19 protein-coding genes and 5 pseudogenes are annotated in these 20,570 nt (G+C 64.8%); 8 read left to right on the top strand and 16 right to left on the bottom strand.

All coding sequences use genetic code 11. The features are described 5' to 3' along the window. Positions 1–5 precede the first annotated feature (5 nt). The 5 genes and pseudogenes from ACLQI9_RS28870 to ACLQI9_RS28850 all read right to left on the bottom strand — a co-directional run. Entirely contained in the window at positions 6–884 is an 879-nt protein-coding gene (locus ACLQI9_RS28870) for an ABC transporter permease (protein ID WP_442392491.1), read from the bottom strand. Between the two features lies 1 nt (position 885). Beyond that, on the bottom strand, positions 886–1,680 hold the full coding sequence (locus ACLQI9_RS28865; protein ID WP_442378143.1) for an MlaE family ABC transporter permease: 795 nt from the start codon (positions 1,678–1,680) through the stop codon (positions 886–888). Between the two features lie 566 nt (positions 1,681–2,246). Continuing rightward, positions 2,247–2,918, bottom strand: a complete 672-nt coding sequence (locus ACLQI9_RS28860) for a TetR/AcrR family transcriptional regulator (protein WP_442378144.1) — start codon at positions 2,916–2,918, stop codon at positions 2,247–2,249. A 404-nt stretch (positions 2,919–3,322) separates the two neighbouring features. After that, a complete protein-coding gene (locus ACLQI9_RS28855) occupies positions 3,323–3,628 on the bottom strand; it encodes a hypothetical protein (protein WP_442378145.1) in 306 nt (101 codons plus the stop codon). Positions 3,629–3,635: 7 nt separating this feature from the next. Beyond that, positions 3,636–3,829 (bottom strand): annotated as a pseudogene (locus ACLQI9_RS28850) (CAP domain-containing protein); the annotation flags it as partial. A 280-nt stretch (positions 3,830–4,109) separates the two neighbouring features. On the opposite strand from ACLQI9_RS28850, the gene ACLQI9_RS28845 reads away from it, so the two are divergent. Genes ACLQI9_RS28845 through ACLQI9_RS28835 form a run of 3 tightly spaced genes read left to right on the top strand, consistent with a single transcriptional unit; the run spans position 4,110 to position 7,145 of the window. Beyond that, positions 4,110–4,556, top strand: coding sequence for an SRPBCC family protein (locus ACLQI9_RS28845; protein ID WP_442378160.1), 447 nt, complete (start codon positions 4,110–4,112; stop codon positions 4,554–4,556). Further along, positions 4,549–6,351, top strand: coding sequence for a sulfatase-like hydrolase/transferase (locus ACLQI9_RS28840; RefSeq protein WP_442378146.1), 1,803 nt, complete (start codon positions 4,549–4,551; stop codon positions 6,349–6,351). The genes ACLQI9_RS28845 and ACLQI9_RS28840 overlap by 8 nt, the downstream gene beginning before the upstream one ends. Next, positions 6,348–7,145 (top strand): SDR family NAD(P)-dependent oxidoreductase, encoded by a 798-nt coding sequence (locus ACLQI9_RS28835; protein ID WP_442378147.1) that lies wholly within the window; start codon positions 6,348–6,350, stop codon positions 7,143–7,145. Before ACLQI9_RS28840 ends, ACLQI9_RS28835 begins: the two co-directional genes overlap by 4 nt. 18 nt (positions 7,146–7,163) lie before the next feature. Here the strand turns inward: ACLQI9_RS28835 and ACLQI9_RS28830 are convergent, their stop codons facing one another. Next, positions 7,164–8,723, bottom strand: coding sequence for a DUF4070 domain-containing protein (locus ACLQI9_RS28830; protein WP_442378148.1), 1,560 nt, complete (start codon positions 8,721–8,723; stop codon positions 7,164–7,166). Positions 8,724–8,820: 97 nt separating this feature from the next. After that, entirely contained in the window at positions 8,821–9,861 is a 1,041-nt protein-coding gene (locus ACLQI9_RS28825; protein WP_442378149.1) for a TIGR03617 family F420-dependent LLM class oxidoreductase, read from the bottom strand. A gap of 50 nt (positions 9,862–9,911) precedes the next feature. On the opposite strand from ACLQI9_RS28825, the gene ACLQI9_RS28820 reads away from it, so the two are divergent. After that, positions 9,912–10,802 carry an SCO6745 family protein gene (locus tag ACLQI9_RS28820; RefSeq protein WP_442378150.1) on the top strand — a complete coding sequence of 297 codons (891 nt, stop codon included), beginning with the start codon at positions 9,912–9,914 and terminating at the stop codon, positions 10,800–10,802. Here ACLQI9_RS28820 and ACLQI9_RS28815 read toward each other — a convergent pair. From ACLQI9_RS28815 to ACLQI9_RS28805, 3 genes and pseudogenes are all read right to left on the bottom strand, one after another. Further along, positions 10,799–11,380 (bottom strand): TIGR03086 family metal-binding protein, encoded by a 582-nt coding sequence (locus ACLQI9_RS28815; RefSeq protein WP_442378151.1) that lies wholly within the window; start codon positions 11,378–11,380, stop codon positions 10,799–10,801. The two genes, ACLQI9_RS28820 and ACLQI9_RS28815, sit on opposite strands and share 4 nt — an antisense overlap. After that, positions 11,377–11,735, bottom strand: a pseudogene (locus ACLQI9_RS28810) (VOC family protein). The gene ACLQI9_RS28815 and the pseudogene ACLQI9_RS28810 overlap by 4 nt, the downstream one beginning before the upstream one ends. A 35-nt stretch (positions 11,736–11,770) precedes the next feature. Beyond that, on the bottom strand, positions 11,771–12,139 hold the full coding sequence (locus tag ACLQI9_RS28805; protein ID WP_442392490.1) for an STAS/SEC14 domain-containing protein: 369 nt from the start codon (positions 12,137–12,139) through the stop codon (positions 11,771–11,773). 145 nt (positions 12,140–12,284) lie between these two features. On the opposite strand from ACLQI9_RS28805, the gene ACLQI9_RS28800 reads away from it, so the two are divergent. Further along, on the top strand, positions 12,285–13,130 hold the full coding sequence (locus ACLQI9_RS28800; RefSeq protein WP_442378153.1) for an NYN domain-containing protein: 846 nt from the start codon (positions 12,285–12,287) through the stop codon (positions 13,128–13,130). On the opposite strand, the gene ACLQI9_RS28795 is transcribed toward ACLQI9_RS28800, so the two are convergent. The 3 genes and pseudogenes from ACLQI9_RS28795 to ACLQI9_RS28785 all read right to left on the bottom strand — a co-directional run. After that, a complete protein-coding gene (locus ACLQI9_RS28795) occupies positions 13,127–14,065 on the bottom strand; it encodes a class I SAM-dependent methyltransferase (protein WP_442378154.1) in 939 nt (312 codons plus the stop codon). The two genes, ACLQI9_RS28800 and ACLQI9_RS28795, sit on opposite strands and share 4 nt — an antisense overlap. A gap of 29 nt (positions 14,066–14,094) precedes the next feature. Further along, positions 14,095–14,358: pseudogene (locus ACLQI9_RS28790) on the bottom strand (type II toxin-antitoxin system ribonuclease VapC29); the annotation flags it as partial. Continuing rightward, positions 14,355–14,573: pseudogene (locus tag ACLQI9_RS28785) on the bottom strand (antitoxin); the annotation flags it as partial. The pseudogenes ACLQI9_RS28785 and ACLQI9_RS28790, both read right to left, overlap by 4 nt. Before the next feature lie 110 nt (positions 14,574–14,683). On the opposite strand from ACLQI9_RS28785, the gene ACLQI9_RS28780 reads away from it, so the two are divergent. After that, a complete protein-coding gene (locus ACLQI9_RS28780) occupies positions 14,684–15,400 on the top strand; it encodes a TVP38/TMEM64 family protein (protein ID WP_442378155.1) in 717 nt (238 codons plus the stop codon). Between the two features lie 100 nt (positions 15,401–15,500). Then, positions 15,501–15,650 (top strand): annotated as a pseudogene (locus tag ACLQI9_RS28775) (YceI family protein); the annotation flags it as partial. A gap of 2 nt (positions 15,651–15,652) precedes the next feature. Here the strand turns inward: ACLQI9_RS28775 and ACLQI9_RS28770 are convergent. Both ACLQI9_RS28770 and ACLQI9_RS28765 read right to left on the bottom strand, forming a co-directional pair. Then, complete coding sequence (locus tag ACLQI9_RS28770; protein WP_442378156.1) at positions 15,653–17,005, bottom strand: serine hydrolase domain-containing protein; 1,353 nt, start codon at positions 17,003–17,005, stop codon at positions 15,653–15,655. Between the two features lie 175 nt (positions 17,006–17,180). After that, on the bottom strand, positions 17,181–18,860 hold the full coding sequence (locus tag ACLQI9_RS28765) for a patatin-like phospholipase family protein (RefSeq protein WP_442378157.1): 1,680 nt from the start codon (positions 18,858–18,860) through the stop codon (positions 17,181–17,183). Between the two features lie 68 nt (positions 18,861–18,928). On the opposite strand from ACLQI9_RS28765, the gene ACLQI9_RS28760 reads away from it, so the two are divergent. Further along, positions 18,929–19,918: a serine hydrolase domain-containing protein gene (locus tag ACLQI9_RS28760; protein WP_442392489.1), complete on the top strand. Its 990-nt coding sequence runs from the start codon at positions 18,929–18,931 to the stop codon at positions 19,916–19,918. 31 nt (positions 19,919–19,949) lie between these two features. Here ACLQI9_RS28760 and ACLQI9_RS28755 read toward each other — a convergent pair. After that, positions 19,950–20,570: anhydro-N-acetylmuramic acid kinase (locus ACLQI9_RS28755; protein ID WP_442392488.1), on the bottom strand; the 621-nt coding region annotated here is incomplete at its 5' end.

The following is a 20,570-nucleotide window of genomic DNA, read 5'->3' as shown; positions in this document are numbered from 1 at the left end:
GACGGCTACACCGTGAGGTTGAAGTTCGGGTTTTTGCCATAGACCGCCATCGCAGTCAGAACGACCACGACGACGATCGTGATCAACGACAGCCGCATCGACCGGCCGACCGCTTCACCGACACCGACCGGCCCGCCGCTGGCGGTGTAGCCGTAGTAGCAGTGGGTAGTCATCACGACCACCGCAACGAGGATCACCTCCGCGAACGACCAACCCACGTCGTTGAGGCGCAGGAATGTGTGGAAGTAGTGGTCGTAGGTACCGATGGACTGCCCGTAGAAGAAAACCGTGGTGGCCTGCGCGGACAGGAAGGCCAGGGTGATCGCTAACCCGTAGAGCGGGATGATGACGACGAGACCCGCCACCACCCGGGTGGACGCCAGGTAGGCGATCGACCTGATACTCATCACCTCTAGGGCGTCGATCTCCTCGCTGATGCGCATGGCGCCCAGTTCGGCGGTGGCGCCGGCGCCGACGGTGGCTGCCAGCGCCTGACCGCAGGCCACCGGTGCCACAAACCGCACATTGATCATTGCGGCCAAAAATCCGGTGAATGCCTCGACACCGATATTGCCCAGCGACGCGAAGCCCTGGATGGCGACCAGTGAGCCCGCGGACATGGTGATGAAGCCGACGATGGCGGCGGTGCCACCAACCACGGCCATCGCGCCGCTACCCATCCCCATCTGGGCAATGATCCGCAGCAGCTCTTTGTGGTAGCGGCGCAGAGCGAAGGGGATCAGCCCGACTGCGGTTAGTGCGAACCAGACCATCTGCCCGAGCTCGGTCAGTTGCCGGGCCGGCGCGTCGCGGTATCGACGGAGGGTGACGGCTGCCCGCGGGAAGCGGTGATGCGGGACGATAGCCGCGATAGACGTAGCCATTTCAGCGCCCCGTTCCGAACCGGACACCGATAGTCGTCATCACCGCGTTAACGGCGAACAGCGCGATGAAACTTATGACCACCGTTTCGTTGACGGCAGTGCCCAGGCCTTTGGACCCGCCGCGGACGATCAGCCCGCGATAACAGCCGACCAAGCCGGCGATCAGCCCGAACGTCGCGGCCTTGATAATTGAGATCACCACCTCGGGCAGGCCGGTGAGCACTGTCAGCGTGGAGAGGTAGGCACCGGTCGAGACGTTCTGCAGGTACACGCTGAAGAGGTAGCCGCCTGTCAGGCCGACGGCGATCACGAGGCCGTTGAGTAGCACCGCGACGGCCGTCGAGGCGACGACGCGAGGCACCACCAGCCGGTGGATCGGGTCGATGCCGAGCACCTCGAGCGCATCGATCTCTTCGCGGATGGTGCGGGCGCCGAGGTCGGCGCAGATAGCGGTGGACCCGGCGCCGGCGACCACCAGCACCGTCACGATCGCGCCGAGCTGGGTGACCGTGCCGATCGCCGCGAGCGCCCCCGATGCGTCGCCGGCGCCGAACTCGGCCAGCAGGATGTTGAGCGTGAAGATGAGTAGCACGGTTTCCGGGATGGACACCGCGATAGTGGGCAGCAGCGACACCCGCATGAGGAACCAGCCATTGAAGATGAATTCGCGCCATTCGAACGGCTTCATCAGGGCTTTGGCGGTCATCACGGACATCCGGAAGAACCCGCCGGCCACTTCCGTCCCTGGTCGGATCCGGTCGGTTACTTTGCCGGTAATCACGTGTGAAGTAGTCATTGGCGCAGCTCCGGGTCGGCGTGGTAATCGGCTGAAGCACCGAATCCCAACGTTTCGACTGCCTGCTCAAGCGGGCCACGACCCCAATTCGCGCGCTTGCTCACAGGATGGCAACGGTGCGAAAAGCTCCTCGCGAGAATACTTCTCGAGCTTCGCGTGAACGACGCTAATTCCTGACTTCTTCGCTCCACGTTGCGGCGCAACGGTTCTTGATGTGACCTGGGGGCTCGCGCATCACCAGGTTCCCGGTGCCAATCGACCACATGGTCCTCCCGGCCGCCAGTCTCGGTTCCCGGCGTCGGACTCCGTGTCGCCCTCGTCTGCGTCACGCAGTAACTATTGCACTAGACCGTCCGTACAGTCAATGACAGAAAGATTGCCGAGGCTTTGCTAGGGGACGACGAGAATATTCACCGCTGCAATCCGAGCAATCGTGGCACTACCAGGGATTTCAGCCGCCATCGGCCATCGCCGGCGCGCCTCATCGGTTGGTCGCGTACGTGAGAAAGCGCGCTCTTCTAAGCGAATTTCCGACTATACGTACAGTCACCAGCCCGGCTATGCTGTCAATCCGTCGCGCTGGTTACCGCGGCAAGGCATTCGCGCACCACCGAGACGATGTCCGTGGAAGGGTTCGCCCACTTGCTCAGCCCCAAGCGGTCGAGCAGCAGCCCGCCGAGGAACACGTCGACAAAAGCGGCACCGACTTGTTCGGGTGTCCGGGAACCGACAGGGTCGAACCACACCCACATCCACTGCAGCGATCCCCATAGCTGCAGTGCCGCCAATTCGGGGTCCACACTTCGGAATACACCACTTTCTATCCCGTTGCGGATCTCGTCAATCGTGAGCGTTTGCAGTTGATGGCGCAACTTACGCACTTGCTGCATCGCCGGGTCATCGGACAGCTGAACCACCTCGCGCTGGCTTGCTACCGTCGCGTTGCGAGCGATCACCTGTAGCAGCGCCGAGGTATAAATCGTCGCGGCAATGCGTTCGTGCGGCGAGGCCAGGCGGTCCCATACCATCCGTAGCGCATCGAGTTGGCAGGCCAGGTGGGTTTCCTCAAGCTCCCGCAACATCTGCGCTTTGGTGCCAAAGTGATGAACGATGGTGCCCTTAGACATGCCAAGTTCGCCAGCGATGTCGCCGAGATTCGTTCTGTCGTAGCCACGTTCGGCGACATAGCGGACAAACGAATCGAGAATCTCGGTACGTCTGCCGGGCGATCGGGGCATCGCAACCCTCCAAAGTAACTAACCGTACGGACGGTCTATCATACCTTTCGCGACGTGAGTATCCCCCACTCGCGTGTCAGAAACCGCTGCCAGCAGGTCGACGAGCCGGTCGCGTGCGTCCGGTGCGTACATTGTCGGCCGGGCGACTGCCTCGTCGTGAGGCGCCCGATCGGAATCTCAAAGAACGCTCGCTCGCCCTGCTCGACTAGCCGTTCGGCCACGATCAGCGGCCGAAGCGCCAGCTCGCGACTGGTGGCGGCTCGCGTCCACAACTTTCACACCGACATCCGCAGCATGAATCAACGCGGAAATCTCACCACCGCCTTGAACGTGTTCTCACGAGACTGGAAACTGGGGAACGCTCAAGGTTGGCGCTTGCCTGGTGTCCGGTAGATCAAAAGGGCCTACAACGCCCTGCGGCTACTGAACCCATCCGGTGCAGTCAGGACATACATGTTCGCACCAGGTGCTGACTTGATTTCACCAGCGGTGTACATGGTCATGAGTTCTCTGCCATCACTGTCGGCAACGCACACATAGGTGTCGGACTCAGCGTCATAGTCGAAGCTGTCCCAAGCCAATACGAACGCTAAGCAGTTGCCGTCGCGATCCGCGATGACGAGCTTGTGGACACCTGACTCCTTCAATAGCTCGGCATCCTGCGCGCGCTGCTGCTGGACCCCGTTGTGGACCGTTACGCTTTTTAACATCGGTGCACTCCTTCGGTTTTGATCCGTCCGATCCGCTGCCTCCGTTCAATGCGCGGTTGCCCAACACGTCGTTGGTGTGCCACTGCGCCGCCAACGGCAGGCGCGGATCGATTCGTAGGTCCTCTGTGCAACCGGCCTGGTGCTGGACGGTGTAGGCGTTGACCACCAGGCGTCGGTGAGCCTCTCGTCGTCGGCATGAGCGTGTTGTTGTCGTTGTCGGCATGCGCGGCCAGCATTGTCAGTGCCGGCCTACGAGATCGGGGTGGGTCCTGCCCGTCGCCACCTTCACCGTCACGTGCACCACCGCCGCGCCCCTACTCACCCCAGTTATCGCGGCATACATCGTGGTGGTCTCACCTGCTCAGTGGCTAATCATCGAAGTCTGCCAGCTGCAAGCCGCAGATCGGTGAAAAGTCGCAAATTCAGCAACGGGGTCGCAGATCTGTCGAGCGCAGCACTTCTCGCCGCGTACGGTGATGCGGTGGCCGACATTGACCGCAGCTGCACCGTCGCGGCCGACCCGCAGCAAGTCTGGGATGTTCTCGCGGACTTCGGCTCGATCAGTTCGTGGGCGGACAACCTCGACCACTCGTGCATCCTCAATCACGGCAGCGACCCGGTCGGCACCACCCGGCGAGTCCAAATCGGCCGCGATGCCCTCGTCGAGCGGATCATCGAGTTCGATCCGACATGGGCACTTGCCTACGAGGTTGAGGGCCTGCCCAAGCGCCTGCGCCGGTTCACCAACCGCTGGACACTCCGGGCGGCCCAAGGCGGTACAACCGTTGTGACATTGACCACTACTGTCGAAATCGGACCTGGCCCAATGCAAAAGCTCGTCGAACGCGCAGTGTGTCGCGTTCAGGTGCGACAGTCCGACGCGATGCTCGCCGGGCTGGCGAAACGATTGGAGAAGTCTCGTGGCTGATCGCCCCGACATCATCATCCTGATGACCGACGAGGAACGAGCGGTTCCGCCGTACGAGTCACCCAAAGTGCTTACCTGGCGCGACCGAACGCTGCACGGCCGGAAGTGGTTCGACGAGCACGGCGTCAGCTTTGCGCGGCACTACACCGGCTCGCTGGCCTGCGCGCCTAGTCGTCCAACCATTTTCACCGGGCACTATCCCGACCTGCACGGCGTCACCCAGACCGACGGTCTCGGCAAGACGGCATACGACTCACGCATGCGCTGGCTGCGCCAAGGTGAGGTGCCCACGCTGGGCAATTGGTTCCGGGCCGCGGGTTACGACACCCACTACGACGGCAAATGGCACATCTCGCACGCCGATCTGCGCGACGCCGACGGGCGAGTGCTGGCGACCAATGACGATGACGGTGTCGTCGACCCTGTCGCGGTGCTGCGTTATCTCGACGCCGATCCCCTTGCGCCGTATGGCTTCTCGGGGTGGGTCGGTCCCGAGCCGCACGGGGCGTTAATGGCCGATGCCGGCGTGCGCCGCGATCCGTTGATCGCCGACCGCGTCGTCGCCTGGCTGATCGATCGTTACGCGGCCCGCCGCGCCGGCGAGGAGGCCGCGCTGCGCCCGTTCCTGTTGGTGGCCAGCTTCGTCAACCCGCACGACATCGTGCTGTTCCCGGCCTGGATGCGCCGCAACCCGTTGCAGCCGTCACGGCTGGATCCGCCGCACGTGCCCGCGGCGCCCACCGCCGACGAGGACTTGGCGACCAAACCGGCCGCGCAGATCGCGTACCGGGAGGCCTACTATTCCGGCTACGGGCCGGCGCCGGTCATCGATCGGACCTACGCCCGCAACGCCCAGAAATACCGCGACCTCTACTACCGGCTGCACGCCGAGGTGGACGGGCCGATCGACCGGGTCCGGCGGGCGGTGACCGAAGGCGGATCGGACAACGCGGTGCTGGTGCGCACCTCCGATCACGGCGATCTGCTCGGCGCGCACGGCGGGCTGCACCAGAAGTGGTTCAACCTGTACGACGAGGCCACCCGGGTGCCGTTGGTGATCGCCCGCATCGGCGAGGCCGCAACGTCGCCGCGGGTGGTCACCGCCCCGACGTCGCATGTCGACCTGGTGCCCACCCTGCTGGGGGCGGCTGGTGTCGATGTCGCGGCGGCGGCCGCCACGCTGGCCGAGTCGTTCTCCGAGGTGCACCCGCTGCCGGGCCGCGACTTGATGCCGGTGGTGGACGGGGCGCCGGCCGATGACACCCGCGCCGTCTACCTGATGACCCGCGACAACATCCTCGAGGGCGACACCGGCGCCTCGGGTCTGGCGCGGCGTCTGAAGCGGACGGTGAATCCGCCTGCGCCGCTGCGTATCCGGGTGCCCGCACATGTGGGGTCGAACTTCGAAGGCTTGGTGGTCCTTGTCAACGACGTCGATGGCGGCGAGGGCCACCTGTGGAAGCTGGTGCGCACCTTCGACGATCCGGCGACCTGGACCGAACCGGGGGTCCGTCACCTCGCGGCGAATGGGCGTGGCGGAGAGGCGTATCGGATGAGCCCGCTCGACGACCAGTGGGAGTTGTACGACCTGACTGCCGATCCGACGGAGTCCTGCAACCTGTGGACAGATCCGGGCCTGCACGAGTTGCGCCAACACCTGCGGACACAGCTGAAGCAGGCGCGAGCCAGTTCGGTTCCGGAGCGAAATCGGCCCTGGCCCTACGTGTCTCGTCGCCCGCCGACTACGCGGCATTCCCGCATTCGCCAGGCACTCAAAAAGGTGGTTACCCGATGACTCTCCCGCCCCCATCGCAAGACTCGGTCGCCGTGGTCACCGGCGCGTCCTCTGGTATCGGCGAGCAATTCGCCCGCCAGCTCGTGGCCCGCGGTTACCGCGTCGTCGTCACCGCCCGCCGCGAACACCGGCTGCACGCATTGTGCGCCGAATTGGGCGGCGACGAGCACGCCGTCGCCGTGGGCACCGATCTGGCCATCCCGGCCGACCGCGACCGGCTGGCCGCCCGCATCGATGAGCTGGGCGCCCAGGTCGACATCTTGGTCAACAATGCGGGCCTGGGCATCTACACCAAGTTCGGCGCCGAAGGCCGCGACCAGGAACTGCAGATGCTGCGCGTCGACGTCGAGGCGGTGGCCGACTTGATGTTGCGCTACCTGCCGGGCATGGTCGAGCGCGGCCGCGGCGCGATCATCAACCTGTCGTCGGTGTCGGGATTTCAGCCGGCCCCGTACAACGCCAACTACGCCGCGTCCAAGGCGTATGTGCTGTGGTTGTCGGAGGCGGTCAACGCCGAAGTCGCCGAGAACGGTGTGACGGTCACCGGGGTCTGCCCGGGCCCGGTGCCGACGGAGTTTCAGGCGGCCAACGACGCCGACTACCTGGTGAACCGGATGCCGGGATTCACCCACGTGTCCGCCGAGCGGGTGGTCGCCGACGCGCTGAAAGCCGCCGACCATGGTCACGCGTCGGTCGTCCCGGGCGGACCGCAGGTGCGATTGGCACTGGGATCGACTCGGTTTGTGCCTAGTCCGTTGGTCTTGCCGATCCTCAAACGAATGTTGAAGCGCTAGCGGGCGTCTAGCTGGCCTCTAGAACGTGTTCACCAGCCTGCGCTCTTCGGCCATCTGGCGGGACATTGTGTAGTGGTGGTAGTGCATCGCGCACTTGATCACGCAGATAAAAAAGAGGCCGGGGTCGGGCCGTCGGCGGAGCATGGTGGTTATCCGACGGCGATAGATCCGGCGCAACTCCGGGTCGGGAACGTTCTTCATCAGCCGGAGGAACAGGCCGGTCGCTAGCAGAGCATCGACAGATTGCGACTTCCACTTCTGCCACGGATGTTTGCGCCAGTAGGCATTGCGAGTCCGGGCCCAATCGAATTGGCGTGTGAGGAACAGATTCTCGAGCCGCTCGAAGTAAACCTCGGGATCGTACAGGTCGCGCATCAAGCCGATGTACCCATCGCGCAGCTCGTCGCGAGTCATGCCGAGCGGAATGACATTGGTGCCGAACGGTTGTTCGTCTTCGAGGTCGAGGCGGCCTTCGTTCTGCAAACGAGCGTGCAGCGGCGTCTTCGGGATCGCCGAGAGCATGCCCACCATGGCGTGGATGATGTCGGTCTGACGCACGAACTCGTGCTGGGCCTTGAAGATCCGGGTGTCGTCGTGGTCGAAGCCGACGATCATGCCGCACCAGACTTCGATTCCGGAGTCCTGCACTTTACGGACGCGGTCGACGATCGTCCCACCTTTGCGGACGTTCTGATACTTCTTGGTCTCGCGCAGCGATTCTTCGTTCGGGCTCTCGATGCCGATAAACACGGTCACGATATTGGCTGCGTCCATCAACTGCATCAGCTCTTCGTCTTCGGCGAGGTTGAGCGACGCCTCGGTGAAGAAGGTGAAGGGGTACCCCTCGGCGGCTTGCCACGCGGCAATGTCGCACAGCAACTTCTTCACCGCGGCCTTGTTGCCGATCAGGTTGTCGTCGACGATGAAGGCGATTTTCAAGTGTTGCTTACGCATCGCTTCCAACTCGGCGATCACCTGCGCGCTCGTCTTCAGCCTCGGCCTACGACCGAAGATGATGATGATGTCGCAAAACTCGCACTGGAACGGACAGCCGCGGCTGAATTGGATACTGCCGAACAAATAGTCCTTGGCCTTCAGCAAGTCGTAGCGCGGCACCGGCACGCGAGTCATGTCGGTCGCCTCGAGTTGTTCGTAACGGCGCCGATGTCGGCCCTCGGCCCATTCTTCGAGAAACTGTGGCCAGGTCGTTTCCGCTTCGCCGATGAAGATCACATCCGGCAAGTCTCCGAAGTAATCTTCCTGCACGCTCACCCACGGACCCCCGATGACCGTGAAGACACCGCGGGTTTTCAGTTCGCGGAGAATTTCGCGCATTCGACCGCGCTGGACAATCATGCCGGTGAGCCCCACGATGTCGGCCTGCGCCAAGCGGTCGTAGTCGATCGGCTCGACGTTCTCATCGACGATGGTCACGGAATGGCCGGCGGGCGTCAACGCCGCGAGCAGCGGCAGGCAGGCGGTCGGTAGGTTGCACTTCTTGCCGAGCAGCGGAAGTGCGTGTTCGAGGCCCCAGTAAGACACTTGGAACCGAGGATTGATCAGGACGATATCGGTCATAGCCGCCTGCTTCCAAGAGTGATGGATCGCGGTGGTTGGACCGCTCGCTATGCACATTTTCGCACGCAGCGCCGCCGCGCGTAAATGTCGGTGTACGTCAATTTGGCGGGGTCGCGCCGTGGATCGTCTTGCACCGTTCGACGAGTTCGGCGAGCGCAGCGTCGTGCTCGTCGTCTGCGGGGACAGGTAGGCTGAGCCCGCTGCACAGTCCCGAGTACCACTGGGTGAGGATGTCGGGGATTTCCTGGTAAATGCCCTGCGGGACAACATGGTTCATTACCTCGTCGGTGAGGTGGTGGGCCAGGTCGCTCCATTCGCCGCGGCGTGCCATCTCGCTCAGCGCTTCGCCGACCTCTGCCAAGCCGAAGTCCTCCAACTGCCGACGATAGGCGGGTGTGCTGTAGAGGAAAGCCAATTCGGCACGGCGCGGCTCGCGCAGCTCTTCGAGAGCATCGCGGGTCGCGGCCATCATGGGTTGCGGGTTGGCGACGACGGCCGGCGTCCGCTTACGTCCTGCGCCTCGGGCGCCCTCGGCAAGCGCGGGAAGGGTGCGCGCGGTCAGGATGTCCGGGTGCGAATTGGTGGGATGACACACGAAGCCGTCTGACAACTCGCCGGCGAGCACACACATCTGCTTGTTGACCCCGCCGGTCCAGATTTGCGGGATGGGATGGTCGATGGGGCCGGGGTTGAAGTAGGGCTGTAATCGATTGAATCGGTAGTACTTGCCGGCGTGGTTGAGTGGCTCACCGGTCTGGAACGCGTGGAAGATCGCGCGCAGCGATTCGATGTAGTCGCCCAGTCGCGACACCGGCTCTGACCACGCGGAGGAGAACCGGCCGATGATGTTGCCGCGCACCTGGGAAGCGATCCCCAGCTGGAAGCGGCCGTTGAAGTACTTCGCGAGATCCCAGGCCGCATACGCGACGATCATCGGGCTGCGCGGAAATGCCAGCACCATGCTGGTGCGAACGGTCAGCTGCTTGGTGTGGGTCAGTGCCATCGCCGCGATGGTGAACGGATCGTGGATGGTCTCGGCGATGTGGATGACGTCAAAGCCGATGCGCTCCATGCGTGATGCCCAGCCACCGATCTCGCTGAGACCCATCTGGGCCGGAGCAGAGGCGATGATCTCCACGGGTACCTAGCCTCCTGGGGCGCAACCGCCTCCAGACTAGGCTTGCCACCGTGCGTAGAGAACCGGGCCTGGCGCGACGCTTCTTCGATCGATTCGAGCCAGTGCATGGCGTGACGTACTTCGCGCCGGAGGCGCGAGCGGCGTTGGACGGGTTGGGCTACCGCGGCTATTGGATGGGCTATTTCGCCGCCCGGTCGGCGCCGCTGGGCATGGTGCCGCCTGAGGTGGTGACCGCGATCTTCTACAACTTCGCCCCCGAGCGGGTCGCCAAGGCGCTGCCGGCGGCGTGGCAGATCGCCGGCCCGGAGGCAGCGTTACAGGCCCGGCAGGATTCCGCGGTCGCGGCGCTGCGCCGCTACGGCATCGAATCAGATGAAAACGTCTCTACCGCAGCGGAATTGGCAGCAAGGGCGGTGCAGCAGGCCCCGCTCGACGGGCGACCGCTGTTCGCCGCCAATCGGGCACTGGCGTGGCCGGACGATCCGCTGGCCGCGCTGTGGCAGGCCGCGACGCTGTTGCGCGAACACCGCGGCGACGCGCACATCGCGGTACTGAGCGCCGCGGGTGTCTCCGGCCGGGAGTGCAACGTCTTGCAGGCCGCGGCCGGGTTGATTCCGCGCGACTACATCGCCCGCACCCGCGACTACGACGACGCGACGTGGCGTCACCACGAGGAACAGCTGGCCGAGCGGGGGCTGCTCAACGACGACGGAACGCTGACCGAGGCGGGCCGGGAACTGAAGGACGCCATCGAATCGACCACCGACGCGCTTGCGCTGTCCGCACTCGACGCGCTCAGCGACGACGAGGTCGAGGCGCTGTTTCAAGCGCTCACGCCGATCACCCGGGCCGTGGTCGCCGGCGGTGATCTTCCCGCGGTCACCCCGATGAATTTGCGGCGTGACGAATTAGACGACGGCAGCGCGCATTTGGCTTCTTAGCCGCGGCGTCGCACCGGGCGACCGAAATAGGCCATCAGCCGGGCCGTCGGCGTCGCGTCCTCGGCTACCGGTTGGGCCGGCCCGAACCCACCGGGCCGGCGCAGCTTGTCTTCCGGCACCGACTCCGCCACCTGACGACAAAATCCCAGCAGCCCGTCGGGCAGCTCGAGCGCCCGGTCCTGTGACCGGTAGACGTCGCAGACATGGATGGCCAGGCCGCAAATGGGAAACGCCAGCGCCTGGTGCAGAGGGACTTCGCCCTCCGGCGAAGGCCGCGCCGCATCCAGGTCCGCGCCGGCCAGGGCGTCGTTCAATCGGACTGTCAGTTCGTGGAGCTGTGCGGCCGGATCGTCGGACTTCCAGTCATCCGGCTCGGAGGGCCCCTCCCAGGCCTGCCCACCCTCGACCAGCGTCACGATCTTCGCTGCGGTGCCCGTGGTGTGAGCCACCAGGTCGCGGATACTCCAGCCTTCGAGGTTTGACGGCTGATCCCAAGCTGCCGAAGGGATTTGGTCTACCGCCTCGATGAACAAGCCCATCGCTTCGGTTGCTCGCGCGCCGACGCCCGCGTCGCTCATCGGGCCAGCGGCTTGTAGAAGACGACGCCGTTGCCTTTGTTGTCGTAGACCACGGCGCGGCGTTCGTGGGCGTCGTCGTACGGGCCTTTCACTTCACTATCCCGCCACCACTGGCCTCAACCGCCTTGGCCGCGGCGTCGACGTCAGCGGTCTTGATCCCGACGACGACCTGCCCGGGGATGGGATGGTCCACCGCGGTCGCCAGCGCGAGGGTGATCGGTCCGCCGTCGAGGGCAGCGAAGTGGGCTCCATCGCGGAACTTCAGCGACATGCCCAGGGTCTCGCTGTAAAACCGGATCGATTCATCCAGGTCGTCGGTCGACAGGATGATCATCTTGACTTCGTGCTCGCTCATTGCTGCCTCCTGTGGCTGAAGGGGGGGTGTGCCGTCTAGCCGGAGGCCCATTCTTTGGCTCGCTCAAGCTCGTCGAGCCTGAAGACGGCGAGCTCGCCGGGAATCAGCCACGCCAGCGCATGCAAGGTATGAGCGATCCACGCCTTATCGGACACAACCGCAATTCTTTTGAAGGCCGAACGATGTGGCAAGACAGTGCCGAACCCCAGCTTGAGATCCTCGAATAACCCGCCGGGCCCGAAGCCCTCGTAGTCGGGCGCGATGACTTCAACGATCCTGATCTCGTCGGTTTGCAGCATTTCCTCGACGGTGGGTTTGAGCTCGCGCAGCTCGTCACCCCGCAGTCGGCCTGACACGCGAATACCGGTCACTCCCTTCGGCATGTCCGGCAGTACTTCGATCATGGATTTTCCTTCCTTGGCACCCCTATTGCCTCAATTGCGATCATGCCCCAAGTCAGGGGACGAGCACGATGAAAATTCCCTCCACTACCTAGAAGATGTGTGCAATCCGGGCTCGCCCGAGTGCCGATGGTCAACACTGGGGGCTATGGCAGATCTCGGCGAGGGCCGTGTTGCGGTCTATCTCGACTTCGACAACGTTGTCATCTCCCGCTACGACCAGGTGAATGGCCGCAGTTCGTTCCAGAAGGACAAGGCCAAGGGCTTGGTCAAGTATCCGGATCGGTTGGCGCAGGCCACCGTCGACGTCGGCGCCATCATCGACTTCGCGTCGTCGTTCGGCACCTTGGTGCTGACCCGCGCGTACGCGGACTGGTCGGCCGACGTCAACACCGGCTACCGCGAACAACTGGTGGGCCGCGCGGTCGATCTGGTGCAGCTGTTCCCGGCGGCGGCCTACGGCAAGAACGCCGCCGATATTCGGCTGGCCGTCGACGCGGTCGAGGACATGTTCCGCCTGCCTGACCTGACCCATGTGGTGATCGTGGCCGGCGACTCCGACTACATACCGCTGGCGCAACGCTGCAAGCGGCTCGGCCGCTACGTGGTGGGCGTCGGGGTGGCCGGCTCGTCGAGCCGGTCGCTGGCGGCGGCCTGCGACGAGTTCGTCATCTACGACGCGCTGCCCGGAGTTCCGGTACCCGAACCGAAGCGACGCGCTCGCGCCAAGGACACCGACGCCGATGAGCCGCCACCGCCCGATCCACAGGCCGCGGCCACCGACCTGCTGACGCGCGCGTTGCGGATCGGGCTGGAGAAGGATGACGCCGACTGGCTGCACAACTCCGCAGTCAAGGCGCAGATGAAGCGGATGGACCCGTCGTTCAGCGAAAAGTCGTTGGGATTCAGGTCTTTCAGCGACTTCCTGCGTTCGCGCTCTGATCTGGTGGAGCTCGACGAGAGTTCGACGACGCGGATGGTGCGGCTGCGCTAGCTCCCGGTCCGCTGCGCGGACACGAACAGATACGGCGGGACGCCGTCCTCAATGTGCTGCGGAGGTGTGCGGCCGTAGCCGGTCATCAGCTCGTCCGACGGTGTGACCGTCACCTGCCAGCCGTGACGAGCCCACCAATCGCCGACGTCTTCGCGCTCATCGAAGTACCACAGCTCGTCGGTTCGCGGGATCACGCGGTGCGGGTCGGCCTTGGCCATCAACGCCCGGAGCCGGTCCGACCGTTCGCGCCGCTGCGCCGCGGCCTCGGCGAAGTTGGGCGACAACGCCTCGATGCCGACCCGGCTGCCGGCGGCCGTGAGCCCCTGAATTCGGTCGAACAGTAAGTCCTGGGCCGTCGCAGGCAGATACATCAACAGTCCCTCAGCCGACCATGCGCTCGGCACCGACGGGTCAAAACCCGCCTGCTGCAACGCCTTCGGCCAGTCCTGCCGCAGGTCCACTGCGACGCCGACCCGATGGCATCTCGGTTCCACGCCGTAGTCGTGCAACGTCGAGGCTTTGAAGTCCAGCACCCGGGGCTGGTCAAGCTCGAAAACGGTGACCCCGTCGGGCCACGGCAGGCGCCAGGACCGCGCGTCTAGGCCGGCCGCGAGGATCACCGCCTGATGGATGCCCGCGTTGGCGGCGTCGAGGAAGAACGTGTCGAAAAATTTTGTCCGCGAGGCGAAATAGCTGACCATCGACTTCTGCCGCAGCGGCAGCTCGGGGACAGCCTCGACGACCTCGACCGGCAACTCAGGCGCGGCAAACCAGTTCCACTCGCCGTCGCCGACGGTGTCGAGGAAAATCCGCGCGAACGGATCGCTGATCAGCGGGTTGTCGCTCTCGGTTTCCGCCGCGCGGGCAGCGGCCACGCCGAGCGCCGTCGCGCCCACACTTTCGGTGATCTCCCAGCTGTCGTCATCGGTTCTCACGCAACAAGACCCTACTTGAGCCGCGTAGTTCAGGCTGAAGTGGGAATGAGTACTGCGACGTCGTTGTGCAGGTGCGCGAGGCCGCTGTCGAGAGTCGCCAATTGCCCTTTGCGGCGTCTCGCGAGTTGGGCGAGGTACGCATCGGTTACTTGTCGGTGACCGATGACACCACTGACTTCTACTTCGACGAAAGAGACAATGTCGGGCCAGAACTCGTGGCGGTTCGCCGTCTCGATCGCGCTGACGACATCACGCGCGGCTGCCGCGGATTGCCCCGCGCGCACCAAGAATCGATCAATGAGCGGACGTCTTCGGAGGTGACGACCGTGCCGACGCTCACCAGAGGCAACCCCGTCCTGGGGTCCTCGGAGAGCGCCGCGGTGCGGCCAGCGCCCAGGCCTCGTCGCATGAGGTCGGCGACAGTTTCGCTCAGCGTCCGGTGGGTGTCTCGTGCGATCGCCAGTGCCTGCTTGTGCAGGTCATCAGGCAGATCGATAGTGGTGCGCACGCCTAATTCTAGCATCGTCGCATCATGATGCATTGATGCATATTCGCCCGCTAGGTTCATCCGCCCAGCGCGGATTCGACACCCGCACGTGCGGAAGAATCAGGGTCAGCATGACCGACAACGATGGTTCCGCACCGACATCGCGGCGACGCCACATCGTCCGGCTCGCCGTGTTCGCCGCGTTCTTGGTCGCGCTGTTCTATCTGCTGGCCGTCAGGCACGTTGTCGACATCGAGGACGTTCGGCGCACCGTCAAGGCGACGGGTCCGGCGGCGCCGCTCACTTACATCGTGCTGTCCGCGGTCCTCGGCGCGATCTTCGTACCCGGCCCGATACTGGCCGCCAGCAGCGGGTTGCTGTTCGGTCCGGTCCTTGGCGTGTTCGTGACGCTGGGTGCGACGGTGGGCACCGCGGTTGTCGCGAGCCTGGTGGGACGGCGGGCCGGGCGAGACAGCGCGCGGGCGCTGCTGGGGGCCGAACGCGCCGACCGCCTCGACGCCCTGATCCAGCGACGTGGACTGTGGGCGGTGGTCGGTCAGCGCTTCATCCCCGGCTTGTCGGATGCGCTGGCGTCTTACGCGTTCGGGGCGTTCGGAGTTCCGTTGTGGCAGATGGCCGTTGGCGCGTTTATCGGTTCGGTGCCACGGGCATTCGTCTATACCGCGCTGGGCGCTTCGATCGGGAATCGGTCGCCGTTGTTGGCATACTCGGCGATCGCGGTGTGGTGCGTGACCGCGATCGTCGGCGCGTTCGCGGCGCGCAGCGGATTCCGAAAGTGGCGCGAGCATGGCGCTGACGATTCGGAGCGCGAAGCCGAGGCGCACTGACGAGGCATCGGGCCGGCGCCGGTCACATTTGCCCCACCAATCACGCGACCGAACCACTATGCGAATTGCCCGGCTCTGAGCGATTTCTCATCGACAGCGCCATGGCGCAGTCGCCGGCTTCGCAGCCTCAGTCGTGCTGAACCGCAAAGACTTCGGAATCGACATCAACATGCCCATGGAGACCGGCGGTGTTGTCTTGGGCGACAAGGTTGCCGTCACGCTGGACATCGAAGCGCTGAAGAGCGCCTAGCTTTAGAGACGCAGGGCCTGGGCTGCAGCCGTAGCCACGTCACCGCGCAGCTTCGAGATCGGTGGACTGCCTCGCACATGGATTGAGTTCGCCAGCAGAATCACGTAGGTATCTGAGCCCGGGTCCATCCAAACCGAGGTGCCGGTAAAGCCTGTGGCGCCAAAGCTGCCGATGGGAAAGATCAAGCCTCGCGGCTTGGAATAGTCGGTATCGATATCCCAGCCAAAGCCGAACAGTTGCTGTCCCCCGATCGCCGGATAGTTGGGAGCGAGCAGCGGATCTGTTGTGTTTGGTGTCTTTGCGATGGCTTCTCGGGCGGCATCATTCGCTGCTTCGAGTTGTCGAGCGGTATGTCCGGGCTGCTGGGGACTCGTCATCAACTCCAAAGTCGCTCGCGTCAGCGGAAACTTGCTCGGGCGGCCCGCGAGCCGATCAAGCAAGGCCTGCGCATAGAGGCTGACATCGTGCGCCGTCGAGAACACACCGGCATGCCCGGCCACTCCGCCCATGCGGCGCGCTGTCGGATCATGCACGGTGCCCCGAAGCAGGTAACCGAAATCGGGATTCTTGCCCGGATCGTTCTTGCTTTCGTCGTCATGTGCCGTCGGTGCGATGCGCGACAACAGACTCGTGCTCCACGTACCCGCAGGACAATCGCCCGGCATGCCCCCTATTGGCGCGGGCGCCCATGCAATCGCAGCTCCTCTGACCTTGTGTGGCCCACATGCTTTGGCTGGGGGAAGGTAGTTGGTCTCTGTCATGCCGGGCGGCGCAAAGACATTTCGCTGGACGTAAACGTCTTCGGCCTCGCCGGTGAGTTTCTCGATCAGCGCGCCAAGCAGAATGTAGTTGATGTCGGAGTAGCGGAAGACCTCGGCGGGACCCGACTGCAGCGGCGTGGTGAGCGCACGATGAATGCCTTCGGTTTTATCAGCTGGGTCCAGTCCCCACGGATCTTGGAGACTTACGTCTATCCCTTCGCCTGAAGTCTGCGTCAACAACATGCGAACCGTCACCTTGGCACGCTGTGGATCGTTCGCCGCGTTGAAGTCAGGCAAATATTTCTGCACCGGATCGTCGAACTGAATCGAGCCTTGTTCGTAAAGCTGCATGATGGCAGTCGCGGTTGCGAGGCACTTCGTCAACGACGCCAAGTCGAAGATGGTGTCTTCGGTCATCGGCTCGGCAGGTGCGGGCGATCCGTCGAGCCCCGGTTCGCCGGCCAGCTTGCGCGAGCCATAAGCCTGGTGGAAGACGACCCTGCCGCCATGCCCGATCACAACCACACCACCTGGCAGCCGCTGTGCCGCGATCGCATCGTTCATCAGCTTGGAGACCGTCGCGAATTCGGTCATGGGAGCTGCACCTGCCCGCCTGCCGCTTACTGCCGTGTGCGCCGCGTACCTGGCCGAGGACGCCGCAACGAGGGTAAGCAAGGCAACGCCAACAATGATGGCCAGGCCTCGTAGACCGGTCCGGGATGGATGAGGGCTGTTGTCGATACTTACTTGTGTCAGCGTAGACCGGACGTCACGTCAAGCGGTTTCGCCATCGGGCAAAACGACTCGTCGGCACCTGAAGCGCCGCCATGACCGCGCTCATCGGCGACGCCACCGACTTCGCGGGTGTCTTCGGCTTGGCGGCTGGCGGGCCGTCGCCTTCCCACCAGGTCGGCTGCAGCAGCGCCGAGGTCACCGGGATCGCCCGCTCGACACTGTTGCGCCCCCATCTGCTCGCCCGATCGATGGCCGCGACGGAAGGCGCCAGGTTAGCCGGCGACAGCGTCGGCCCGAATCGGACGAGGTGATCGGCGTAGGGCAGGTTACGTACCATCTGCAGCTGGATCGCCTGGGTGATCGGCACCAACCACAGGTGCCGTGGATCCCATTGCGGGTGAAAGCAATCGAAAGCCAGGTAGCACGCATTGCGGGTGCCCAGCCGCCCGTCGCGGATGCGCTTCCACGCCAGTTCGACCGGGACATTGCTCGCCGCGCCGCCGTCGACGAGAGCCGCGACGTCCTTCTCTTCGCACAGCGCGTCGAGGATCGGGATCATGCGCGGGTCGCTCGTTTCGTGATGTAGCACACCGGGAATGGCCGACGAGAAGGACGCCGCATCGACGACGTCGAAGTCTCGGGCCGGGTCGTCGTCGCCGATGATGATCGGCTTGACGATCCGCAGGTCGATGAACGCGGCAACTTGCCACATCCGAGCGCCCACCACCGGGCCGATGCCGATAGGGCGAAACGGAACCGACCGCAACTGCAGGGCGGCTAATGCGGGACGGCGGAATCGTGACGGCAGGGCCGTATACGGTTGCCTGCGAACACCCGCGACCACGATGTCGAACGGAATGGCCAAGTCCGACATGCGCATTCGTTGGCCGTCCTCGCGGCTGAGCATGGCGTGGGCGAACTGATCGAAGCGCAACGCGAACATGCCGGCCAGCCCGTGCCGGCGGCGCAGCCGCTCGCGCCCCAGGATGGCGCGGTAGGACACCGTTTTCGCCCACGCGATGTATTCCTCGATCGGCACCGGCAAAGCGCGAGCCACCAGGCTGCCCAGAATCGAACCGATCGACGAGCCGATCATGTAGTCGGGCACCTGACCGACCTCCAGCAGCCGCTGCATGCCGCCGATGTAGACGAAGCCGGCACCACCGCCGCCGCCGAGCACCGTGACCAGCTTCTTATATCCGACCTCGGAGTCCAATTCTGCTGCGGAGAAGTCATTTCCGTGGCGCTCGATGAGGACTCGGCGTTGATCGTCCTGGTCGGGCTCCAGGCTCGCCAGCGCCTCGCGTGCCGTTGTCAGCGCCGTGATCGGATCCAGTTCCTCGCGCAGCGGTCCGTAGAGCGCGTCGGCGACCCGGGACCGCCACGGCGCAATTTCGGCGCCGACCGAAACGTCTCCGCGCCCGCGGCTTCCACCCGGCCCCGCCCCGCCCGGCTCAAAGTCGGCGAGCCTGGCGAAGTTGAGGATGTAGCGCAGCTTGCGCAGCTCCTCGGCGCTCAACACCTCCGGGGCGGATAGCTGATGCCGGATGAGCCGGTTTTCCATCCTCTGCAAGAGCAGGGCCGGTTCGGCTGGCAGCAGCTCGGCGGCGTCGACGGATTCGCCCGCCTCGTCCTCGATCTCCTCGATCAGGTCGAGCCCGGCCCCGCGGCGGCTGAGGCGGCTGAGCAGCGCGTCGGCAAACGGGATCTGCATGAGAATCAACCTTCTCACGCCAGGCCGCAAACTCGATCCGGAGGCGGATTTCAGCTATGACTTGTGCGATGAAACCGGAAGTCGACGGGTTGATGCGCAACTACGCAGGCGACGTGCCGGGCGCGGCCGTGCTCGTGCTGCGCGACGGTCAGCCGGTCGTGCGCGCAAGCTACGGCCTCGCGGACCTGGAAACGGGCACGCCCGCCACGCCTGAGACGAACTATCGGCTCGCATCGGTCACCAAGCAGTTCACTGCCGCGTGCATCCTGCTGCTGGCCGAGGACGGCCGCCTCACGCTCGATGACCGCGGCCGCAAGTGGCTGCCGTCGCTGCCGAAGGCCGCCGAGACGGTCACGATTCGCCATTTGCTAACGCACACGTCGGGGCTCATCGACTACGAAGATGTGGTCTCGGAAATCTTCGCCGCGCAGTTGCACGACGCGGATGTGCTGCGGCTGCTGGAAACGCAGGATCGCACCTACTTCCGCCCTGGCACCGGCTATCGGTACAGCAACAGCGGCTATGCATTGCTGGCACTGATCGTGCAGCGGGCGTCGGGCAAGACCTTCGCAACGTTCCTGCGTGAACGCATCTTCCAACCGCTCGCCATGTTCAACACCGTGGCGTACGAGGAAGGTATCTCGACGGTGAACAACCGCGCGTTCGGCTACACGGAAGAGGCGGGCCGCTGGAACCGCACGGACCAAAGCCAGACAAGTGCGGTGCTCGGGGACGGCGGAATCTATTCGTCGATCGACGATCTCGCGAAATGGGATGCCGCGCTGTACGACGGGCGCCTGCTGCATCCGAGCTCATTACAGGCGGCGTTCACACCAGCGACGCACACCGACGATCCCGAGATCGAGTACGGCTACGGCTGGCGCATCACCGGCGAGACGCTGTGGCACTCCGGCGAGACGGTGGGTTTCCGCAATGTGATCGTGCGCTACCCGAAGCGGCACATGACGGTGGTCGTGCTGACCAACCGGAACGAGCCCGAGCCGTACCAGCTGGCACTGGAAATCGCCAAGACGGTTATCGCTTCTCGATCGGCTTAGCGCTCGATGCGTCGAATCCCGGCGCTCGCCTTCACGGCGTTCGGATGAGCAGGCGCGTGGGCGGGGCGGCCGGCGGCGGGATCGCGAGCGGCGCGTCGCCGGGAGAGATGCGCCCGAGCACGTGCGGTCCGGTGAGCAGCGGCACCTGGTGCCAGGAGAGGAAGCCGATCAGCGCCATCAGGTAGGCCTCCTTGGCCTGCGCGGGCAGGCCGTGCTCGTCGCTGACGGTGAGCGGGAGGCGGCGCTTGAGCGCGGCGAGCAGTGCCGGGTTGCGGACGCCGCCTCCGGACGCGACGACCTCGGCGGGCGCGTACCGCGTCAGCGCGTCGGCGACCGTGATCGCGGTCAGCTCCGTCAGCGTCGCCAGCAGGTCCTCGGGCGCGAGATCCGGCAGGTCGCCGAGGCGGAAGTGCTCGCGGCCGGTCGACTTCGGCGGCGTTAGCGCGTAGTAGGGGTCATCGAGCAGGCATTGGAGGAGCGCCGCGTCCGGCGTGCCGCGGGCGGCGAGCCGGCCATCCTCGTCGCTCGGCCGGCCGGTCGTGCGGCGCGCCGCCTCGTCGAGCAGGCAGTTGGCCGGGCCGGTGTCGAATGCGAGCGGGGGACGGCCGCGGCGGACGATCGTCACGTTCGCGATCCCGCCGAGGTTGAGTGC

The organism is Mycobacterium sp. (assembly GCF_052143115.1).
Taxonomy (GTDB): Bacteria; Actinomycetota; Actinomycetes; order Mycobacteriales; family Mycobacteriaceae; genus Mycobacterium.
Note: the sequence above shows the minus strand (reverse complement) of the source record. Positions and strands in the feature narration are given on the sequence as shown.

Excerpts from the sequence above, each read along its gene's own strand:
- ACLQI9_RS28835 (WP_442378147.1), top strand. The coding sequence starts at position 6,348 with ATGACTCTCCCGCCCCCATCGCAAGACTCGGTCGCCGTGGTCACCGGC.
- ACLQI9_RS28870 (WP_442392491.1), bottom strand. The coding sequence starts at position 884 with ATGGCTACGTCTATCGCGGCTATCGTCCCGCATCACCGCTTCCCGCGG.
- ACLQI9_RS28805 (WP_442392490.1), bottom strand. The coding sequence starts at position 12,139 with ATGATCGAAGTACTGCCGGACATGCCGAAGGGAGTGACCGGTATTCGC.
- ACLQI9_RS28780 (WP_442378155.1), top strand. The coding sequence starts at position 14,684 with ATGACCGACAACGATGGTTCCGCACCGACATCGCGGCGACGCCACATC.
- ACLQI9_RS28830 (WP_442378148.1), bottom strand. The coding sequence starts at position 8,723 with ATGACCGATATCGTCCTGATCAATCCTCGGTTCCAAGTGTCTTACTGG.
- ACLQI9_RS28865 (WP_442378143.1), bottom strand. The coding sequence starts at position 1,680 with ATGACTACTTCACACGTGATTACCGGCAAAGTAACCGACCGGATCCGA.
- ACLQI9_RS28860 (WP_442378144.1), bottom strand. The coding sequence starts at position 2,918 with ATGCCCCGATCGCCCGGCAGACGTACCGAGATTCTCGATTCGTTTGTC.
- ACLQI9_RS28855 (WP_442378145.1), bottom strand. The coding sequence starts at position 3,628 with ATGTTAAAAAGCGTAACGGTCCACAACGGGGTCCAGCAGCAGCGCGCG.
- ACLQI9_RS28800 (WP_442378153.1), top strand. The coding sequence starts at position 12,285 with ATGGCAGATCTCGGCGAGGGCCGTGTTGCGGTCTATCTCGACTTCGAC.
- ACLQI9_RS28760 (WP_442392489.1), top strand. The coding sequence starts at position 18,929 with ATGAAACCGGAAGTCGACGGGTTGATGCGCAACTACGCAGGCGACGTG.
- ACLQI9_RS28815 (WP_442378151.1), bottom strand. The coding sequence starts at position 11,380 with ATGAGCGACGCGGGCGTCGGCGCGCGAGCAACCGAAGCGATGGGCTTG.
- ACLQI9_RS28765 (WP_442378157.1), bottom strand. The coding sequence starts at position 18,860 with ATGCAGATCCCGTTTGCCGACGCGCTGCTCAGCCGCCTCAGCCGCCGC.
- ACLQI9_RS28770 (WP_442378156.1), bottom strand. The coding sequence starts at position 17,005 with ATGACCGAATTCGCGACGGTCTCCAAGCTGATGAACGATGCGATCGCG.